Origin of the sequence: Rhodococcus sp. BS-15, from assembly GCF_000813105.1 — a bacterium.
Lineage (GTDB): Bacteria > Actinomycetota > Actinomycetes > Mycobacteriales > Mycobacteriaceae > Rhodococcoides.
The window spans coordinates 1-18,767 of record NZ_BAOX01000012.1 but is presented as its reverse complement, the minus strand read 5'-3'; the positions used below and the strand labels follow the sequence as shown (position 1 = coordinate 18,767).

Annotated in this window: 18 protein-coding genes; 6 read left to right on the top strand and 12 right to left on the bottom strand. The window is 64.5% G+C overall.

What is annotated here, in order from left to right:
- Positions 1-113: 113 nt before the first annotated feature.
- Positions 114-1,319 (bottom strand): MFS transporter, encoded by a 1,206-nt coding sequence (locus RHBS_RS03105; protein WP_183130352.1) that lies wholly within the window; start codon positions 1,317-1,319, stop codon positions 114-116.
- A 240-nt stretch (positions 1,320-1,559) separates the two neighbouring features.
- Positions 1,560-2,591 carry a DUF3068 domain-containing protein gene (locus RHBS_RS03100; protein ID WP_236745334.1) on the bottom strand — a complete coding sequence of 344 codons (1,032 nt, stop codon included), beginning with the start codon at positions 2,589-2,591 and terminating at the stop codon, positions 1,560-1,562.
- A 271-nt stretch (positions 2,592-2,862) separates the two neighbouring features.
- Between RHBS_RS03100 and RHBS_RS03095 the strand changes: the two genes are divergently transcribed.
- From RHBS_RS03095 to RHBS_RS03085, 3 genes are read left to right on the top strand one after another with little or no spacing between them, the layout of a single operon-like run.
- Complete coding sequence (locus RHBS_RS03095) at positions 2,863-4,158, top strand: MFS transporter (RefSeq protein ID WP_187298341.1); 1,296 nt, start codon at positions 2,863-2,865, stop codon at positions 4,156-4,158.
- Positions 4,159-4,185: 27 nt separating this feature from the next.
- Positions 4,186-5,313, top strand: a complete 1,128-nt coding sequence (locus RHBS_RS03090; RefSeq protein WP_121871895.1) for a HoxN/HupN/NixA family nickel/cobalt transporter — start codon at positions 4,186-4,188, stop codon at positions 5,311-5,313.
- A complete protein-coding gene (locus tag RHBS_RS03085) occupies positions 5,310-6,470 on the top strand; it encodes a lipase family protein (RefSeq protein WP_128644791.1) in 1,161 nt (386 codons plus the stop codon). Before RHBS_RS03090 ends, RHBS_RS03085 begins: the two co-directional genes overlap by 4 nt.
- A 15-nt stretch (positions 6,471-6,485) precedes the next feature.
- Here RHBS_RS03085 and RHBS_RS03080 read toward each other — a convergent pair whose 3' ends face one another.
- From RHBS_RS03080 to RHBS_RS03065, 4 genes are read right to left on the bottom strand one after another with little or no spacing between them, the layout of a single operon-like run.
- Positions 6,486-7,301, bottom strand: a complete 816-nt coding sequence (locus tag RHBS_RS03080; RefSeq protein ID WP_128644790.1) for an SDR family oxidoreductase — start codon at positions 7,299-7,301, stop codon at positions 6,486-6,488.
- On the bottom strand, positions 7,298-8,923 hold the full coding sequence (locus RHBS_RS03075; RefSeq protein WP_128644789.1) for a bifunctional 3-(3-hydroxy-phenyl)propionate/3-hydroxycinnamic acid hydroxylase: 1,626 nt from the start codon (positions 8,921-8,923) through the stop codon (positions 7,298-7,300). Before RHBS_RS03075 ends, RHBS_RS03080 begins: the two co-directional genes overlap by 4 nt.
- Complete coding sequence (locus RHBS_RS03070) at positions 8,920-9,855, bottom strand: fumarylacetoacetate hydrolase family protein (RefSeq protein WP_128644788.1); 936 nt, start codon at positions 9,853-9,855, stop codon at positions 8,920-8,922. The genes RHBS_RS03075 and RHBS_RS03070 overlap by 4 nt, the downstream gene beginning before the upstream one ends.
- Positions 9,852-10,985, bottom strand: a complete 1,134-nt coding sequence (locus RHBS_RS03065) for a VOC family protein (protein WP_121871900.1) — start codon at positions 10,983-10,985, stop codon at positions 9,852-9,854. Before RHBS_RS03065 ends, RHBS_RS03070 begins: the two co-directional genes overlap by 4 nt.
- Positions 10,986-11,109: 124 nt before the next feature.
- Between RHBS_RS03065 and RHBS_RS03060 the strand changes: the two genes are divergently transcribed.
- A complete protein-coding gene (locus RHBS_RS03060; protein ID WP_128644787.1) occupies positions 11,110-11,763 on the top strand; it encodes a TetR/AcrR family transcriptional regulator in 654 nt (217 codons plus the stop codon).
- 22 nt (positions 11,764-11,785) lie between these two features.
- Here RHBS_RS03060 and RHBS_RS30100 read toward each other — a convergent pair whose 3' ends face one another.
- The 5 genes from RHBS_RS30100 to RHBS_RS03040 are packed head-to-tail and all read right to left on the bottom strand — an operon-like array spanning position 11,786 to position 16,164.
- Positions 11,786-12,166 (bottom strand): hypothetical protein, encoded by a 381-nt coding sequence (locus tag RHBS_RS30100; RefSeq protein WP_237668962.1) that lies wholly within the window; start codon positions 12,164-12,166, stop codon positions 11,786-11,788.
- On the bottom strand, positions 12,160-12,618 hold the full coding sequence (locus RHBS_RS30095; RefSeq protein ID WP_237668961.1) for an SDR family NAD(P)-dependent oxidoreductase: 459 nt from the start codon (positions 12,616-12,618) through the stop codon (positions 12,160-12,162). The genes RHBS_RS30100 and RHBS_RS30095 overlap by 7 nt, the downstream gene beginning before the upstream one ends.
- Positions 12,615-14,117: an NAD(P)/FAD-dependent oxidoreductase gene (locus RHBS_RS03050; protein ID WP_128644786.1), complete on the bottom strand. Its 1,503-nt coding sequence runs from the start codon at positions 14,115-14,117 to the stop codon at positions 12,615-12,617. The genes RHBS_RS30095 and RHBS_RS03050 overlap by 4 nt, the downstream gene beginning before the upstream one ends.
- Before the next feature lie 17 nt (positions 14,118-14,134).
- Positions 14,135-15,253 (bottom strand): PDR/VanB family oxidoreductase, encoded by a 1,119-nt coding sequence (locus RHBS_RS03045; protein WP_121871904.1) that lies wholly within the window; start codon positions 15,251-15,253, stop codon positions 14,135-14,137.
- A complete protein-coding gene (locus RHBS_RS03040) occupies positions 15,250-16,164 on the bottom strand; it encodes a metal-dependent hydrolase (protein WP_121872884.1) in 915 nt (304 codons plus the stop codon). Before RHBS_RS03040 ends, RHBS_RS03045 begins: the two co-directional genes overlap by 4 nt.
- Positions 16,165-16,276: 112 nt before the next feature.
- Between RHBS_RS03040 and RHBS_RS03035 the strand changes: the two genes are divergently transcribed.
- Positions 16,277-16,849 (top strand): TetR/AcrR family transcriptional regulator, encoded by a 573-nt coding sequence (locus RHBS_RS03035; protein WP_121871905.1) that lies wholly within the window; start codon positions 16,277-16,279, stop codon positions 16,847-16,849.
- Positions 16,850-16,861: 12 nt separating this feature from the next.
- Here RHBS_RS03035 and RHBS_RS03030 read toward each other — a convergent pair whose 3' ends face one another.
- Positions 16,862-17,473: a TetR/AcrR family transcriptional regulator gene (locus RHBS_RS03030; RefSeq protein ID WP_121871906.1), complete on the bottom strand. Its 612-nt coding sequence runs from the start codon at positions 17,471-17,473 to the stop codon at positions 16,862-16,864.
- A gap of 137 nt (positions 17,474-17,610) precedes the next feature.
- Here RHBS_RS03030 and RHBS_RS03025 point away from each other — a divergent pair.
- Positions 17,611-18,767: FAD-dependent oxidoreductase (locus tag RHBS_RS03025; RefSeq protein ID WP_128644785.1), on the top strand; the 1,157-nt coding region annotated here is incomplete at its 3' end.

Genomic DNA, 18,767 nt, shown 5'->3' with positions numbered 1-18,767 from the left:
CGCAGTCTCCCGTCGGTGTCCACGCAAATCGGACAAACCCACTACCGGAGCAGCGCCGATAACAGGCTAGTGACGTCCGGCACGCCGGTCATGTCGCGCTGGGTTAAAGGCGCTCAGGTAGCGGTGTCCTTGGTCCCCGCGGTCTTGGCTCGTTCACGAACAGAGTAGAAACCCGAAGCCGAACCCATTACCAGGATCAACAAACACGCCATCGCAACCGCCTGCGATCCTCCGCTGCCGAGAGCAGCCGCAAGCGGAGCGCCGAGAGAGGCACCCCCGAATACTGCGACGGTGTAGAGGGTGGTCGCGGCACCGACGTTGCCCTCCGACCATCGGACGATTTCGCCCACCACCGTCGGCGCGGCGATGCACAGTCCGCCGGTGAACACGACCATCGCACATGCCACTGCCACGATCGAGGTGCTGGCGGCGCAGACGGCCACTGCTGCGCACATCGAACAGAGCGGCCACAACAGTCGTGGCCGTATCGGCACGGTCGTGATTCTCGTGATCAGGAAACCGGCGACGACCACCGCAGGCAGAGTGATTGCTCGCAGGATCAGCAATCCCTGCTCGTCCCAATCTCCGCTGAGTTGAAAGCCTGCATAGAGCGCCACCAGGCTCGACAAGAATGTACTGGCGGTGACCAAGAGTGCGGCTATCGGTGCGCGACGCACGAGGGCCCCGAGGGCCCCGTAAGTCTGCCGCAACGGAATTCCGGTGTGCTTGCCGGCTCGACTGTCTGGAGACAAGCCGAACTTGATGCCGGCTGCGGCAACTGCGATTGCTCCACCCCCGGCGAGAAATACCGTACGGATACCTCCGGCCTGCACCAGCACTTGCGCTGCCACCTGTGCGACGACCGCCGCCCCCATTCCGGCTCCGATTGCCGCGGCGTTCAATGCCGGAACGTTCTTGGGAGAAGACGTGCGTGAGATGTAGGCCAGTGTCGCCGGAGTGAACGCAGCTGCCGCCAGTCCTTGCAGCGCCCTTGCTGCAAGAAATATCGACATCGACGACGCAAACGCCGTCGCCAACGTCACTGCGGCGGTGACACCCGCGCTCATCACCATGGTGCGATGAGCGCCGAGTCGGTCGGTGAGCGGACCGATCAGCACAATTCCCAGGGCATAGGCCAGCGAGAACACTGTGGTCGCCAACGCCGCCGTCCCCTGCCCCGCTCCGGTCAGCGAGTCGAGCTGAATGTTCAGCGGCAGGGCGATGTACAGCTGCCCCACGATCGGCAACGTTCCGGCGGCGCACAGCGCGCCGACGGCGAATGGAGGTGGTGCAGGTGTGGAAGGCTGCGGGGCGCTCACCGGCCGCACGCTAGCAATTAGCTGAACACCCGGCAATTCGGGGCCGTTGGTGTCTTTGGAGTTCTCGACGAAACCGTCTATGGCACAGCGGTAGTGGTGCGGTGACCCCAGGTCGCTCCACTCACATTGCGTCGCCGGATCAGCGGATTGTGCTGATGGTTGCTCGCATGAGCACCTGTAGCGCGGACCCGAGGCCCTGACACCACCCAGCGGTGCCCCTGTCGACCGGTTGCTCCAGTGTCATACCGACGCGCGCTCGGCTTCGTCTGCATGTCGTTGGGTGGGCTCGGGTGAACGCGCGCGGCGGGATCCGATCACTCCGGCGGCAACGGCGCCGACGAGGCAGGCCCCACCGATCGCGTATCCCAGGAGTGGTCCGCGAGAAGTCAACCAGGCCAACTTGTTCGCCGCGTCGCGTGCCGAGGCCACCTGCTCCAACCGACCCGTCTCGTCCAGGGCGAGTGACGCCTTGAAGATCGTGATCTCGGGGATCTTCGGATCTCGCGCGAAGTACTGGTACGGCGTTTCCTGTCCCCACACCAGGCTTCCGCTCGTGGGCTCGACGTAGATGTCGCGAACGTTCGAGTACCACCGCTTCATCGTGATCGGCTCGTCTCCATCGCCCAGTCCCCATTTCGATGCCGGGAGGGTCACCGAGTTGATCGGTGACTGGGTCGTGGTCGAGAGGTCGGCTTCGGTCACGATCGATCGGAAGTGATAGATCGGCAGCCCCTCCATGGTGATCTCCTCGACGAAGTTCGCCTCGAAGCTCGTCCACGCCGTCGCGTCGTAGACCGTGTACGTGATCGGCTGGGTATCGAATGGAAAGCGATGCTGTAACCCTGTGCGGGGCAGAGGAACAGCAGGTGAGTCGACTGTGGTCTGCAGGGATCCGGCGGGCTCGACGGGTAGGCCGGTGCGCCGGTCGCTCGTCACTCGATCCACCGAGGCGGTCAGCAGGCTCGCATCCCCGTCGCGGTCGGCGCGTCGCACCGTGGCTCCGACCTGGAAGGTGACGCGGTCTGCGTCGGAGGGATCCTCCACGGTGATGTACCGCTGGAGAACGAGGGGGACATCTGTCGCGATCGACAGGGGGCCGGGGCCGGTGATCGTCCTCGAGTCGAGGACCTCGCCGCCCGCACCGTCTGCCGTGGTGGCCACCGTGGTTGCGGCGATGTCGAGGGGAGTTACCGCCAGACGGTCGTAGACGAGGGTGGGCAGCAGTAGCGCAACGACGATCGCGAAGGATCCCAGACCTGCGAGCACGCACATCGCGATTCTCACCCGTGACATAAACACCGTCCCAATTCATTTCGTTTTCGGCCATCTCATCCTGCCGTGACGGGAGCACCGAATGTCCGCTTCCGCGTTGTGACCTGTCAGCATGTTCGACGGAAATCACAGAGACATCAACCGATGTTGAGATTTCCTCGAACGGTGCACACTGGGATCGATCGCGCTGAACAGGGGGACGACGCATGGCGACCGGTATCGATCGAGGCACCGTGTCGATCGTGGCAGTCGTTGGCGAACCATCGGGACCTTGCGCACCGGGCCCGGTTCTGCCGTCCTTCCGTTCGGCTGGGGACCGGCGATCGTGTTGGTCCTCGTGGCCTTCGTGGACCGTATCGAATTCAGCCTCGTGGCTGCGGTTCTTCCTCAGCTGCAGGCCGAATGGGGTTTCGGCGACGCGGTGGCGGGATCGCTGCCCAGTGCATCCGCGATCGCCGCGGGTGTCCTGGCGATACCTGCTGCATACCTCGCCGACCGTCACGATCGCGGCAGAATCGTGACGTGGGTCGTCGTGCTGTGGTCTTTGGCGACGCTGGGTTCTGCGCTTGCGCCCACCTTCTTGATCTTCTATCTCGTGCGGGTCGGTCTGGCCGCCGCGGAGGCAGTGGACAACCCGGCGAGCGCGAGTCTTCTTGCCGACTTCTATCCGCCTGCAACGCGATCCACCGCGTTCGGTTGGTGGCGAACCTCGGCGTACCTGGGCGGCGCAGGCATCGTGCTGGGTGGTGTGCTGGCGGACTGGCTGGGCTGGCGCGGGGCCTTCATGGTCATGACGATCCCGGGACTGCTTGTCGCAGTGCTCGTCTCACGTCTGAAAGAACCCGAACGCGGATACGCAGACAGGTTGGCGGCTCGCGCAGACCTGAGCCTGCAGGCTCGCACACCGTCCGGACCGCTTGCCACCCAGCTCCGGCGACTGTTGCCCGTCCGAACGCTGTGGTTCACCGGTGCGGCTCTGACGGTCATGAGCTTGTCGATCGGTGGCCTGACCTTCTGGCTACCGAGTCTGCTGCAACGCCGGTACGGCCTGTCCGAATCGGCCGCCGCGACGTCTGGCGGAGGAATGACGCTGCTCGGAATCGTCTTCGGCACGCTCGTCGCGGCGATGGCAACCCGTCGCGCCGTGGTCGGCACCAGCCTCGCGCAATGGCGAGTACTGCTGGGCGGTAGCGGAATTCTGGTGGGAAGTGTGTTCATGTCGATTGCGCTCGGCATGAACTCCACGGTTGTGTTCGTCGTCCTGCTCACCGTGTTCGCCTTCTTCTCGGCCTTCGCTCTCCCCACGCTCACCGCCTGCGTCGCCGACGTCGTTCCGGCACGCGATCGGGGTCTCGGATTCGGCATGCTGCAGATCGCCGCGACCGCGGGCGGCGCCGTCGGGCCGCTTCTGGTCGGTGTGGTGTCCGACGCGGCGGATTCACTCACCGTCGGCCTGATTCCGCTCCTTCCGCTGCTGGCCATCGGCGGAGTTTTCGCCCTTCTGGCCTACTGGTCCGTGGAACGCGATTCGCAGCGAGTCCTGGCCGCGGCTGCGCGGGAAGAGTAATTCGTTGTCGTCGGCCACAATGTCCCCATGACGATTGAGCTATCGCGCGCCGAGGTCGGCCGACGGCAGAGTCGATTCACTCTCGACGAGATCCCCCGCCTATTGGCGATGGCCGGCTTCGTGGCCGCTCTGCACGTGATCGGTTGGGGGTTGTTCACGCACTACGACTCCATCCCGAGCATTCACGGACTCACCGGGGCCGACGGCACCCTCGTGTACGCCGGAGCGGGCGTGTTGGCATACACCCTCGGGCTCAGGCACGCCTTCGACGCCGATCACATCGCCGCCATCGACGACACCACCCGCTTTCTGCTGCAGAAGGGCAAGCGGCCGTTGGCTGTCGGACTCTTCTTCTCCCTGGGTCATTCGACGGTCGTGTTCGTCTTCGTCGCTGCCATCGCTTTCGTCGCGTCGCAGGCGACGGCGTTCCAGGACGCGTTCGCCGGAGTCGGCGGCGTCATCGGCACATTGGTTTCCGGAACATTCCTGTATCTCATCGCCGCATTGAACATCGCAGTCCTCGCCGGCATCGTCGGGGTCTGGCGTCGGGCGAAGCGAGGTGAGTACACCGAGGAAGGGCTGGACGAGTTGCTGGCCAAGCGTGGCTTGATGAATCGACTGTTCCGTGGTCGATACGACAAGCTGATCAACCACTCGTGGCAGATGTATCCATTGGGTCTGCTGTTCGGGTTGGGCTTCGACACCGCCACCCAAGTCGGTCTGCTCGCGGTCGCCGGCACGACGGCCATTGCCGGAGGATTGCCGCCCATGGCGATCATCGCGCTGCCGGTCCTGTTCGCGGCGGGCATGACCACGATGGACACGATCGATGGAATCTTCATGTCGAAGGCATACGGCTGGGCATTCGTGACACCGGTGCGAAAGATCTACTACAACATGACGATGACGGGGCTGTCCGTCTTCGTGGCCCTGGTGATCGGCACGGTGCAATTGCTGACTCTGCTCGCCGAACATTTGGAGCTGACCGGTGGGCTGTGGGACGCGTTGGCCGTCATCGATCTCAACCTCGCCGGTCAGCTCGTCGTCGGTACGTTCTTCGTTGTCTGGATCGGTGCGATCGTGTATTACAAGGTGGCGCGCATCGACGATCGCGGTGTCCCGAAGGCACACTCACCCGGAATGGAGATCACGTGACGACACGTCACCGGCTCGGCGCTGTGGCACTCACGGCAGCTCTCGTGTTCAGCGCGGCAACCTCGGCGGTGTTCGCTGCGCCGTCGTCTGCTGCACCCTCGATCACGCAGGGCATCGGAGATGTCGTCTCCACGCGAGATCTTCCCCGAGAGCTCTGGATTCCCGGTGCGGCCTCGGCCGAAGTGCTCACCTATGTCACCACCGACACGTTCGGCGACAAGGCTCTGAGTACCGGCACCGTCTTCCTGCCGCCGGGCACTGCGCCGGAGGGCGGCTGGCCGGTGATCTCGTGGGCACACGGCACGTCCGGGCTCGGTGACGCGTGCGCACCGTCCGTCACGGGACCTGCATCGGCCGAACGAGATCTGCCGTACCTCGCGAACTGGCTCGCACAGGGTTACGCCATTGTCGCCAGTGACTACGCCGGCCTCGGAACGCCTGGATTGCCGGCCTATCTCGACGGGCGAACCACCGCCCACAACGTGGTGGACATGGTCAAGGCGGGCCGCAACTACAGCGAGGACCTGTCACGATCCTGGGTGACCGTCGGTCAATCCCAGGGAGCCGGCGCAGCTATCTACACCGCGCGTTATGCGACCGAATTCGGCGGTCCCGATCTCGACTACCGCGGGGCGGTCGGTACCGGAACTCCCGCATACATCGAGAAGTTGGTCTCGATCGGTGGACCGGGCGTTCCGCCGGTGGAACTACCGGCGGGCCTGACCGCCTACGTCGCGTACATCGGGGCCTCGCTGCGCTACGCGCATCCCGAACTCGGCTTGGACAACATCCTTACTCCACTCGGAAAGAAGTACGCAGACCTGGCCGAGACGACGTGCGTCTGGGATTTCGAGGCGCAACTCGACGGCGTCACGATCGGCGACTTCTTCACCGCGCCACTGACCGGCCTGCCCAACTTCACCGCCGTGCTCGACGACTACATGGCGATGCCCGAAACGGGTTTCGACAAGCCGTTCTTCATGGGCAACGGCGTGCAGGACATCGACGTACCCTTCCCGACCACCGCCGCCTACGTCGCCCGTCTCACGGCCAACGGTGAGCCGGTGACCTTCAGGGTGTACAACACCGACCACAGTGGAGCCTTCGTCCAGTCGCAGGCCGATACGATTCCGTTCGTGGCACAGTTGTTTCACTGAAGCCCACGTGTTCGGCTAGTTCAACGGGCGCTTGCTGGGCAGTCCGTATGCGCGGGCCGTGAACTTTTCCAGCACGGTGCGCGGCAGCAATCGCTGGGCGAGGAACACTGCCGGAGCATTGCTGCCCACGGCGTAGATGGGCAAAGTTTTCTCGTCCTCCACCGCTCGCAGCACTGTGGTGGCAACCGTTTCGGCCGTAATGCCCTCGGACTCTTTGGCATCGAGCTTGGCGATCACTGTGGTGAAGTCGCGCAGATACGGCGAATGCGGGCCGCAGTATTTGGTTCGACGAGCCGAGAGGCCGGTGTCGATAGAGCCGGGTTCGACTGTGGTGATGTCGATTCCGAACGGCTCGAGCTCGAAGCGTGCTGCAGTCGAGAACCCCTTGATCGCTGCCTTGGTGGCGGCGTACGAGGAACGGTAGGCCAGCGGGAAGCTTGCCAGCATCGACCCGATGTTGACGATCTTTCCGCGGCGTCTCTCGCGCATACCCGGCAGCACTGCCTGAGTCAGCTCGACAGCACCGAACACATTGAGCTGGAAGAGCCGGGTGATGGCGTCGATGGGCAGCTCTTCGATCGGTCCGCACTGGCTTTCACCCGCGTTGTTGATCAGCACATCCACCGGGGTGTCGGCGATGCCGTCGACGAACCCGCGGATCGATGCCGGGTCCGTCAGGTCCAGGTCGCGGTAGTCGACGCCGGGTATCGGGTCGGCCACCGAGGAGCTGTCGCGGCTCGTTCCGATGACGTTGTAGCCGCGAGCGATCAGTACCTCGGCGACGGCCTCGCCGATTCCGGACGTAGCTCCGGTGACTATTGCAGTGTTCATCTACGCCTCTTGGTTGCAGTGCGAGCTGCAGTGCGCGTGGCACTGCGGGTATCGGCCGGTTTCGTCGCGGTGGTCGCGGGGTGTTCCACGGCGCGCAAGGTGGTGCTCGGCACCGCAGTGTGCAGCGACGGCACCGACCTACTGGCCGACATCACAGTCCGGTCCGGACGCACGATTGCAGCGACGGCGTGACCGCGCCGCAACCACACGCCGAGATCGGAGGATGCCGCCACCTCGACTACCGCGGCTCCGCGCCGCTCGAGCTCGCGTCGCTGCTCAGTGCTCAGGGGTGTCGACGAGACGAACAGGAACTGCCCCGGTGCCGCATCATCGAGTCGGATCCCGTTGTTCAACACGCTGTTCGGGCAAAGCTGTCCCGCGAGAGATCGAACCTGCGCACGAGATCGCAGCACATGCGGCGAGCGGGTGAGCGACGGCGTGGTGCTGGCGGTGACCTTTCTGCCGATGAACGGCAGATGCCCCAGAGCCGGCGCGACGTTGGTGCGCATGATGCCGGTCAGTCTGCTTCCGCCTGTCATGGCCAATCCGATCGCCACTGCCATCTGGATCATGGACTTGGCGTGTGTCTTTCGTTCGATTTCGTAGCTGTCGAGCGAGGAATCGGACACGTGTCCGTCGAGAGCGCCGACCAATTTCCACACGAGGTTGCGCGCGTCGCGCAGGCCTGCGCCCATTCCCTGACCGATGAACGGCGGAGTCAGGTGTGCGGCGTCGCCGAGAACGAAGACCCGGCGATCACGCCACCGATCGGCTACCTGCGCCTTGAAGGTGTACTCGGCGCTGCGAATCAATTTCATGTCCGGGATGTCTCCGGAAACGAACCACGGCGTGATCAAAGGGCGGATGGCCGAGAGGTCGGTGAACTCGTCGAGGGTCTCGCCGTCGAGCATCTGGAACTCCCAGCGATAGCGGGTGGTGCCTATGCGCATATACGTCGCCGATCGCTCGGAATCGCACACCTGGTGCACGCCGTCCCACTGATCGAGGTCGTCGTCGGTCTCGATATCGATCACCAACCACCGCTGCTCGAAACCGAGATCCTGCATTTTCGAGCCGATGGACCTTCGAACCACGCTGTTGGCACCGTCGCAACCGAGGACGTAGTCGGCGGTCACCCAATGTGGCGTCCCGTCCTCGGTGGAGGTGTACAAGACTCGGACCCCGTCCTCGAGGTTCTGCACATCGGTGATCTCGCATCCGCCACGCATCTGCACGGAGTCGTAGCGCGCGATGTGAGAGCGCATCAGACGTTCCAGTTCGGGTTGGTCGAACATGTTGGCCTGCGGATAGCCGTGAGGTCGATCGTCGGGATCCCGCTCGAACTCGGCAAGAGTTCGGATGTCCTTGGTGCACAACCGTAACCCGCGACCCGGACGGGAAATGGCCGCGAAGTCCTCGGCCAGGCCCAGATCGCCGAGGATGCGGTACACCTCGTCGTCGAGGTGGACTGCCCGCGGCTGAGGGTAGACGTCCTCCCACCTGTCCAGCACGAGGCAAGGCACTCCGTACCGAGCGAACAGCAGCGCAGCGGTCATGCCGGATGGCCCCGAACCGACGATCACCACTTTGTGGTGCGTTCCGTCGGCTTCGAATCCGATCATCGGTAGGAGACCCGGGTGCGCTGAACCCCCAGATCGAGGGAGCCGTCGGGAGTCGAGCAGGTGAGCTCGAGGACGTCGCCGTCCTGGAGGAACGCGGGATTCTTGGCCTGCTTCTTGAAGAAGACCTTCCACTTGACCGACGGCGGAACCAGCGATCCGATCATTTCGATCGGCTTGGCAGGGGCCTTCAAAGCGGTACCGCCGGGAGTGCCGGTGAGCAACAGATCGCCCGCGTCGAGGCGCTGGAACTTGCTCAGAGCCTTGAGCGACTCGACCGGACGGTAGATCATATCGGCGACCGTACTGTCCTGTCGCACAGAGCCGTTGACTCGCAGAGTCAGTGCGAGTTCGCCGAACCGGTCGAACTCGCCGGCCTCGAGAAGTACCAGCCGCGGCCCGACCGGAGTGAACGTGGGATACGACTTGCCCTCGTAGAACTGAGTTTTCGGCAGCTGAACGTCACGTGCCGAGACGTCGTTGGTGATCACGAGTCCGGCGACGTACTCGGCCACGTTGGAGGCGTCGACCTTGGTCCCGACAGTGAGCGTCTTGCCGAACACCAGCCCGATCTCGATCTCGTAGTCGAGCAGCTTCACATGCGGCGGCTTGACGATGTCATCGGTCGGGCCGCTGATCGATCCCGAAGTCTTGCGGAAGAACGTCAGCGGAACGGTGTCGGGGTTCATGCCCGAATCCTTGACGTGCGAAACGAAATTGGTCATGTTCGCCATCACCCGACAGGGTGCGGTGACCGGGGAGATCAATGACAACGTTTCCACGGCAACGACATCGGTGCCGGACCGAGCTGCCTCGATGGCTGTGCGGTCGGCGAGGAGCTCGGCGGTGGTGGTAGCGGAGGTATCGATGCGCGACGCGCCGACCGGGGTCTCGACCCACCAGGCGTCGGCGGTGCGGAGTACAGCGATGCTCATGAGGATGCCACTTTCATCAGGCCACGAAGGCGTTCGGTGTCGAACTCGTTGTCGTTACGCAGGGAGGAGAGGATCGATTTCAATTCGTGTATCGACGCTTTGCTGGGGGCGATTCCGAGGAAGTCCTTGGTCGCGGGCGGCCCCCACTGGGCCAGCCCGGACGCCGTCATCGGGGCCCAACCGGGTTCGAGGGAGTTGTCGAACATATCGCCGTCGCTGAAATGTTCCACCAGGAAACCGTCGGGATCACGCCAGTAGTCGAAGATCTGGCTGCCCTGGATGTGTCTGCCGATACCCCAGGAATGCTTGTATCCACGCGCGGTGAGGAATTCGCCGCCGGCGGCGATGGCGTCGATGTCGGTCACCTGATAAGCCGAGTGCACGTACCGATCCGAGGGACCGAGAGTCATGGCGAGCGTGTGATGATCGGACGGGATGCTGCCGCGATCGCAGCGGATGAAACTCATCACCGGACCTCGGTCGCGTTGGCCGTCGTAGTAGAGGAAATCGCTGACGATCAGTCCCAGGTGATGCAGATACCAGTTCAGGTTTTCCAGATAGTCCACTCGCTGCAGCACCACATGCCCGAGTCGTTGTACTCGTGCAGGCTGATGCGGTGGCCGCTGAGTGGCGTTCACCCGATTGCGGGGATCGCCGAAGTTGTAGGTGTGTGTGTCCTGGCCCGGAAGCTCCGGGTGTTCGGTGTATCCCGAGACGACCTGAACGGGCTGACCACCCGGATCGGTCAGAGTGACCGCGATACCACCGAGTGTGTCGGGTAGGCGCTGGACCCGCTGCCCGGTGGCCTCGGCGAGTCGGACGACGTCGGCATCCTCGGCGGCGGCGAACGCTGCACCGACGAAACGAGTTCGCTTACCGCGTCGGATGATCACGCACGGTGAGCCGATGTGGGTGCCACGGAGGTGAATTTCCTCGGACGTGCGCAGTGAGACGGTGAATCCGAACGCCACGGCGAATGCCTCGGCCTTCGCCAGATCTGGTTTGCGGAACTCGAGCCATGCGATGTCGCGCACCTTGATGATCGGGTCGGTGGCTTTACCCGGGTGCTCGCCGGGCAGCGCGCCCTGATCCACATGCATGTTCTTGTGGCCGTCGACGTCGTGTCCCATCAGCCCTCCCTCGTTGTTGACACTATCGTCACCTATGACTGCTGAGTCAGTCAAGGATATTGACAAAATCGTCAGCGGTGAGGAAGAGTCAGGGCGTCGACCAGCGCAGACAGAAGTAGGGAACATGACAGAGACCCCGAATCGGCTCGAGCGGCGCAAAGCACGCACTCGCGGTGCGCTGATCGCGGCGGCGCAAGGATTCATCGCCCGCGGCGAACTGAACGCGCCGATCGCAGAGATCACGCAGGCTGCCGACGTCGGGATGGGGTCGTTCTACAACCACTTCGAGAGCAGAGAACAGCTGTTCCAGGCCGCGGTCGACGGCGCGCTCGAGCTGTTGGGTATCTACCTCGACTCGCTGACCGATGTTGCCGCCGATCCTGCCGAGGCCTTCACTCGATCCTTCCGAATCGCCGGCCGCCTGTTTCGGTTGCGGCCCGAGTTGAGCCGCGTACTCATCCACTCCGGCCCCGAATTGATCACCTCACCGCACGGTCTCGGTCCTCGCGCCGTGCGAGACATCGAGGCCGGAGTCGTTGCCGGATACTTTCGCGTCTCGGACATCCAGCTGTCGCTGGCATTGGTCGCGGGTGCACTGCTGGGCATGGGGCAGCTACTGCTGGAGCAACCCGAGCGGAGCGACGTCGAGGCCGTCGACCAGATGGCCTACAGCGTTCTGCTCGCCCTCGGCGTATCCGACGCCGATGCACGAGACCTGTGCGCGCGATCGCTACCGCCCATGAGTGACGTACCCAGCGTGGACGGGGACAGCGAGTAGCCACCCGCCCACGCCGGCGAGCTCAGCGGGCGTGCGTCTTCTCCAGATCCCGGATGATCTCGGCGATCGCGCGGTCCTTGACGAGTCTGCGTTCCAGAATCGGGTTGAGAACTCCGCGGAACCAGAAGTACGGCGTCCAGGTGGACGGCGCGATGAGGCGGGCCCGACGCGTGCGGACCGAGTGCACCAGCAACTCTGCGGCGCGCTGCGAGGGCAGACGGCGGTTCAGCGGCCAGGGTAGAAACCCGCCGATTCGCTGGCCCATCGGATCGCTGTCGAGGGTGTTGCGAGCCAGATCGGTATCCACCACACCGAAATACGCGAGACCCGCTGTTGCGCCCGCGGCGGCGAGTTCGATTCTCAGGGCGCGGCCGAGCTGTTCGACGGCCGCTTTGCTCACCATGTAGCAGAACCGCCCATGCCGGGAGTGAAGGCGGCGCACGACGACACCAACAGGATGTGGCCGCCGCTCGCGACGATCTCGTCGGCCGCAGCACGCACGATGTTGAGCACGCCGCCGAAGTTCACGGCCATCACCGAGTCGAAGACCGCGCGGTCGATGGTCCTGATGGTGGCGGGCGGGGGCGTGATGCCGGCGTTGGCGATCACGATGTCGAGACCGCCGAACGTGCTCATAGTCGCGGCAACGCAGTCGGCCATTGCATCGGGATCGGTGACGTCGCCGGTGAGCAGCAGGATTCGTCCGGAACTCGTGGCGTCCGCGGGGAAGTCTCGATCGACCACGGCCACGGAGGCTCCCGCGGATACCAATTTCGCGACCGTCGCAGCTCCGATTCCACGTGCGCCACCCGTCACCAACGCCACTTTTCCCGGTAGCTCGATGCTGTTCTTCATGTGGGCTCCCTCGTGGTCACGAGCTCGGTATCGGGTCGGAAATCTGCACTGCGCCAGTGATAATGGCCGAGTTCGATGCTGGACATGCGTCGGGTGAAATTACGCACCGAACCGGGCCAGTACGTCACGTTTCGGCCCGAAGGGCTCAGGTAGTAGCTGCTGCACCCGCCGGAGTTCCACACCGATCCCGCGAGCTTGCGGTCGGTGTGTTCGGCGAACGTCGACTGCGCACGCATGCTCACCTCGAGCGCCGTGATCGCGTTGGAGTCCATGGCGCGTAGCGCCGCCAGGATGTAGTTCACCTGAGCCTCGATGGTGACCACCTGCGAGGTGTACACCACCGAGTTGGGACCGAGCAGCATGAAGAAGTTCGGGAAGCCGTGCACCGTGGTACCTCGGTACGACGACATCTCGCCGTCGGGCCACTTGTCCGCCAACGATTTTCCGTCGCGGCCGACGATGCGCCGGAAGCCGGTGTGGCCGGACACGGTGAATCCGGTCCCGAGGACAATCGCGTCCACCTCGTGCACGGTCCCGTCGGTGGTGACGATGCCCTCGGGCACGATTCGAGCGATGCCGGTGGTCTCGACGGTGACGTTCTCTCTACACAGTGCGGGGTAGAACTTGTTCGAGAAGGTGGGTCGCTTGCAGCCGAATTCGTAACCGGGCGTGAGCTTCTCGCGAAGAACGGGATCCTTCACCTGACGGCGCAGGTGAGCGCGGCCCACCGCCGTGAGCGGTGCCAACAACGAGCGATGGCTGATGAGTCCGGGGACCAACGCTTCCTGGAACAGATCGAACACGCGGCGCATGGCCCGCTGGGCCCGGGGGTACTTCCGCAGCACGGATCGGCCGGATTCGGAGATCGGCCGGTCGGGGTGCGGAAGAATCCAGGTGGGCGTCCGCTGGAACAGAGTCAGGTGTGCGGCCTCGGGGGCCAGCCGCGGGACGAACTGCACCGCAGATGCGCCGGTGCCGATGACGGCGATGCGTCGACCCTCGGCGGAGTGCTCGTGGTCCCACTTCGCCGAGTGGAACACACTGCCCGAGAACGATTCCAGGCCTTCGATCTTGGGCGTGGCCGGCTCGCTGAACGGTCCGAGGGCTCCGATCAGGATGCGCACCACCCATCGGGCCTGCGCGTCGTTCCAGGTTGCGTCCAGTACCTCGTGACCGAAGCGGATCCGATCCCGGATCCCGAACTTGTCGGTGCAGTCGTTGAGGTACGCCTCGATCTCGGGCTGCAGCGGGTACAGCCGCGTCCAGTCCGGGTTGGGTGCGAAGGAGAACGAGTACAGGGCGGACGGGATGTCGCACTGCGCACCGGGATAGGTGTTCACGTGCCACGTTCCACCGACGGCGGTGTCGCGCTCGAAGATCAGAAAGTCGCCGCGTTCTTCCTGCTCGAGTCGGATCGCGGCACCGAGGCCGCCGAAACCCGCGCCGATGATCGCGACGTCGATGGAGGGCAGTGCGGTGCCGGCTTGTGTTGCAGTCATGAGAGTTCGAGCTCCTTCTACAGATCGAGGACGACGACTTCGCCGTCGACGGCACCACGCGAAACGCACAGGGTGAGCGAGTTCTCGCGTTCGGAGGCATCGAGAACGCGGTCGCGGTGATCGACGCGCCCGCCGACGAGACCGACCACGCACGCTCCGCAGAAGCCTTGGCGGCAGGAATAGGGCTGGTCCGGCCGCGATCGACGGAGGGCGTCGAGAGCGGTCTCCTGGGCACCGACCTCGACGGTTTCGCCGGAACGGTCGAGCTGCAACACGAACGGCCTGCCGTCGACCACCGGTGCGGGCGCGAACAGTTCGGTGTGGAATTCACGGACGGCCGTACTCGAGAGGGCCTCGGCGCGAAGCCGGCTCGACAGTGCCGCGGGCCCACAGACGTACATGGCGGAGTTGCCCATCCCGAGATCGACGATGTCCGTCGGAACCGGAAATCCGTCGACATCGTCGGTCTTGACGATCACATGACCGCGCGAGGTCAGTGCCAACTGCTGCAGTAGGGCAACGAACGGCAGACTCGCCCGAGAGCGACCGTGGTAGTACAGCGTCCACCGCGCCCCGTCCGCAGCGGCGCGTTCGATCATCGCCCGGATGGGTGTGATGCCGATTCCTGCGGCCACGAAGAGGTAGTGCTCGGCCTCGGCCATCGGGAAAGCATTGCGGGGTCCGCGAACTCGTAGGACATCACCGCGAGAGAGGGTGTGAATCTCGGTGGACGCCGTGCCGCCGGGGATCCTGCGGACGCTGATGCGGTAGCGATCACCTGCGCCGGGGCGACCGGCGAGCGAGTACTGCCGCACCGAGCCGGCTGGGGTGGTGACGTCGATGTGCGCGCCGGGCAACCACTTCGGAAGCGGTGCACCGTCTGTGCGAGAGAGCAGCAGTGAGCGAACATCCTCGGCCTCGTCGATCGTGTCGTCGACGACGGTCTCGAATTCGTATCCGACGCTTCGCCGGGGCCGCGCCGGAGACAGGGCCGTCACGATCGACGAATCGGTGACGAGTTTGGCGTAGACGCGGGACACGGCACCGACGGTCCGCAGTCCGAGGCCGGGCGCGTTCACGGTGACCTCGCCCAGATGGCTGTGGGTGGGAGTGTTCACCACGTGAGTGCCTGTCATTGCTGGGCCGCCAGGGCTGCGGGGGAGACGGCGAGATACTGCACTGCTTTGTCGATGTCGCCCATCTTCGAGGGGTGGAAGCCCGGACGGATGTAGAGGGCGAGCTGTACGAACAGGAACGACAGACCGGGAATGAGGTTCTTACGGGACGCGCGTGCGAAAGCGAGGGGCCAGGGAGTGTGCATTCGGCGCTTTCCGGTGCGCGGCGTGGCAACCGAGTTCTTGTACAGGTACGCGGCGGTGGTGAACCACAGCACGGCCAACCCGGCACTGGCCACGACTGCTGTTCGGGCCCTACGGAATCCGCCACCGTCGACGTATTGGAACGCGTCGAATGCGACGTTGCGGTGCTCGAGCTCTTCCGCGCCGTGCCAACGGAGCAGGTCGAGCATCGTGGGGTCGACGCCGATGCGGTCGAATTCGGTGTTGTCGAGCAGCCATTCGCCCACCACGGCAGTGAAGTGCTCTGCTGCTGCGTAGATTCCGAGGCGTTCGTTCAGCCATGCTTTGCCTGCGCGGCCGGTGAGGCCGTGATCGCCGAACACCACACCCACGGCGAAGCGAATGCGCTGCAGAATCGGTTCGATGTCCACTCCGTGCGCAACGAGGTAGTTGCGGAAGCTCTCGTGGGAGGACGCGTGCGTTGCTTCCTGGCCGACGAATCCCACGACTTCCTCGTGCAGCCTGCGGTCGTCGATGAACGGCAGGGCGCGGGCGAACACGTCCGCCATCGCGCGTTCGCCCTCGGGCAGGACCAGATGCATCACGTTCCAGAAGTGGGTGGCGTACCACTCGTGGGGGATGTACTGGAGCGGAACGCCGGACCAGTCGAATGTCACCGCGCGCGCCACTATCGCGTAGGACTCGTCCGTGTACTGCTCGTTCGAGTCGGCCGCCTTGTTCCGAGACATTTCGAAACTCCGTTTCTTCGAGATGGCGATGCTGCTGACACAGATGCTACATAGCAACACATTATGTTGCAATGTTGCACAACAGTGGCCGGACGACCGTTAGGATCGAGCGATGCATCCAGATGGGGACGACGGGCCGATTCTCGATGCCGCCTTGGAACTGTTCGGTGAGGTCGGAATCCCTCGAACCACCATCGGCGACGTCGCCAAGCGCGCCAGGATCAACCGAGTGACCGTCTACCGCCGGATCGGGTCCAAGGACGACCTGGTGCGGGCCGTCATGGCGCGGGAGTCGTCGCGGCTGTTCGTGGCGGTGGCGGCAGCGGCCTCGAAACAGACGTCACGAGCCGATCGGGCGGCGCACGGATTCGCCACGACCATCGACTCGGTTCGGACCAATCCGGTACTGCTCAAGATGTTCGATTCCGAGAGTTCGTTGGTGCTCGAGCAATTGACCACCAATGCGTCGGCATTGCTCGTGCCCGCGATCAACGCTGCCGCGCACATCGCAAGGGGTGAACTGGAATCCGACACCTTCGCGGTGCCGGATGCGCCGGAAATTGTTGTGCGCGTTGTTCATTCGATCTTGCTGACTCCGTCGGCCGCCGCCCCGCTCGATACCTACGACGATCTGCTCGCGTTCGCGCACCGCAACATCGTGCCGCTTCTCGTCGGCGCTGGCTAGCGGGCTCCGACGTCAGGCTCGCGGCACGTACGAGTCGAGTACGCGCAGCAGGGCATCCTTCAGTTCGGCCCGATTGCCACCCGGTGTCGGCCTGGCGATTTCGTGCAGGGTGTAGCCGTCGATCAGCGCCAGGAAATGCCGAGCCGGTAGTTGTGGTTCCGCGATACCGAATGCCCCCAACGCCGCCTCGGCCGCCTCCTCGATCATCCGCATGATTCGGTGCACCGAATCCGCCAGCTCGGGCCGCCTCCGCACGGCGAGGTACGCCTCGAACTGGACGAGGGAGTCGTCGTCCGCGGGGGAGGACAGCAGCGAGACCAGGTCCATGATCGCGTCTGCGAGATCGTCGCGAGTGGGCCCGCCGGTGTGCGCGACGTCGAGTAGAGCAGTGACCTTGGCCGTCACGTTCTCGGCTATTCGGGTGATCGCGGCATCGATGAGTTCGCCGACCGAGCCGAAGAAATAGCTGGTGGTCGACGGCGGGAAGCCGGCAGCGTCCGCCACGGACCGAAACGAGACGCGTTCGAGTCCGCGTGTTCCGATCACGCCGATGGCAGCGTCGACCAGGGCGTCTCGGCGTTCTTGGCCACGCGCGTATCGAGTCTTCCGGCGCTCTTCGGTCATTGCTACAACGTAGCCGGGGTGTTGTCATCCACCCCCGTCGCAGTGCTCTTCAGCAGGCACTTTCCATCAATCCTGGCCTAGTGGCCAATGTTGGGTTACTGTCGCCGCTACATCGAACAGCCCGGAAAGGAGCACCCATGACCGAGATTTCGGAAGCCTCGCGGGTGGACGTCGTGGTCGTCGGCGCAGGACTCGCGGGTCTGACCGCTGCAAGGGAACTGACGGCCGCAGGGTTGACCGTGCAGGTCCTCGAGGCCAGAGACCGGGTGGGCGGGCGGACGGTCAACCACGCACTCGGGGAGAACTCGGTGGTCGAGACCGGCGGGCAGTTCGTCGGTCCGACGCAGGACCACATCCTCCGCCTGGCCGCGTCGGTGGGCGTCGGGACCTTCCCCGCGTACGACATCGGATCGAGTATCTACGTCAAGAACGGACGCGCCCGACGCTTCGACGGCGGGGTGCCGCCGGACCTGGCGGCATTGCCCGAGGTCGGGATGCTCGTGGCGCGGATCGATCGGGCCGCCGGCCAGATCCCCGTGGGCAAACCCTGGACGGCACCGCGTGCACGCGAGTGGGACACCCAGACTCTCGCCACTTGGGCCCGGAGGCACTCGGCCACCGACGGCGGCGTGGAATTGCTCGACATCCTGCTCGGGTCGGTGTTCGGTGGCACATCCGCCGGCGTGTCGGCGCTCTTCGGCCTGGCGTACATGGCCGGGGCGGGCAACGAATACACTCCCGGCACCGTCGATCGGTTGATGAGTGTCGCTGGGGGAGCGCAACAGTGGCGTTTCATCGGTGGCTCACAGGCGATCTGCATCGAGATTGCGAAGCAGCTCGGTGACGCCGTCCTGCTCGATACTCCCGTGCGACGCGTGGAGCAGCATCCGGATCGCGTGGTGGTGCACAGCGATACCGAATCGTGGGTCGCCCGATCGGTCGTCGTCGCGATTCCGCCCGTTCTGGCCACCCGAATCGACTGGAGCCCTGCGCTTCCCGCGCCCCAGGAAGCACTGTTCCAGCGGATGAACTTCGGCGGATTGGCCAAGTGCGAGGCCGTGTATCCCGAACCGTTCTGGCGTGCGAGCGGGCTGTCGGGCCAGGCGCTCTTTCGTGACAGCGCCGTACCGGTGTCCTCGATGTTCGACAACTCACCACCCGGCGACAGTCAGGGAGTACTGATGGGATTCGTCGGCACCTGGGGCGCTCGCCATCGAGGTGGCCGAAACTGGTCCGCCGGCAACGAATCCGAGCGCCGAGGCGAGGTGCTCCGTGCCTTCGCCTCGGCGGTGGG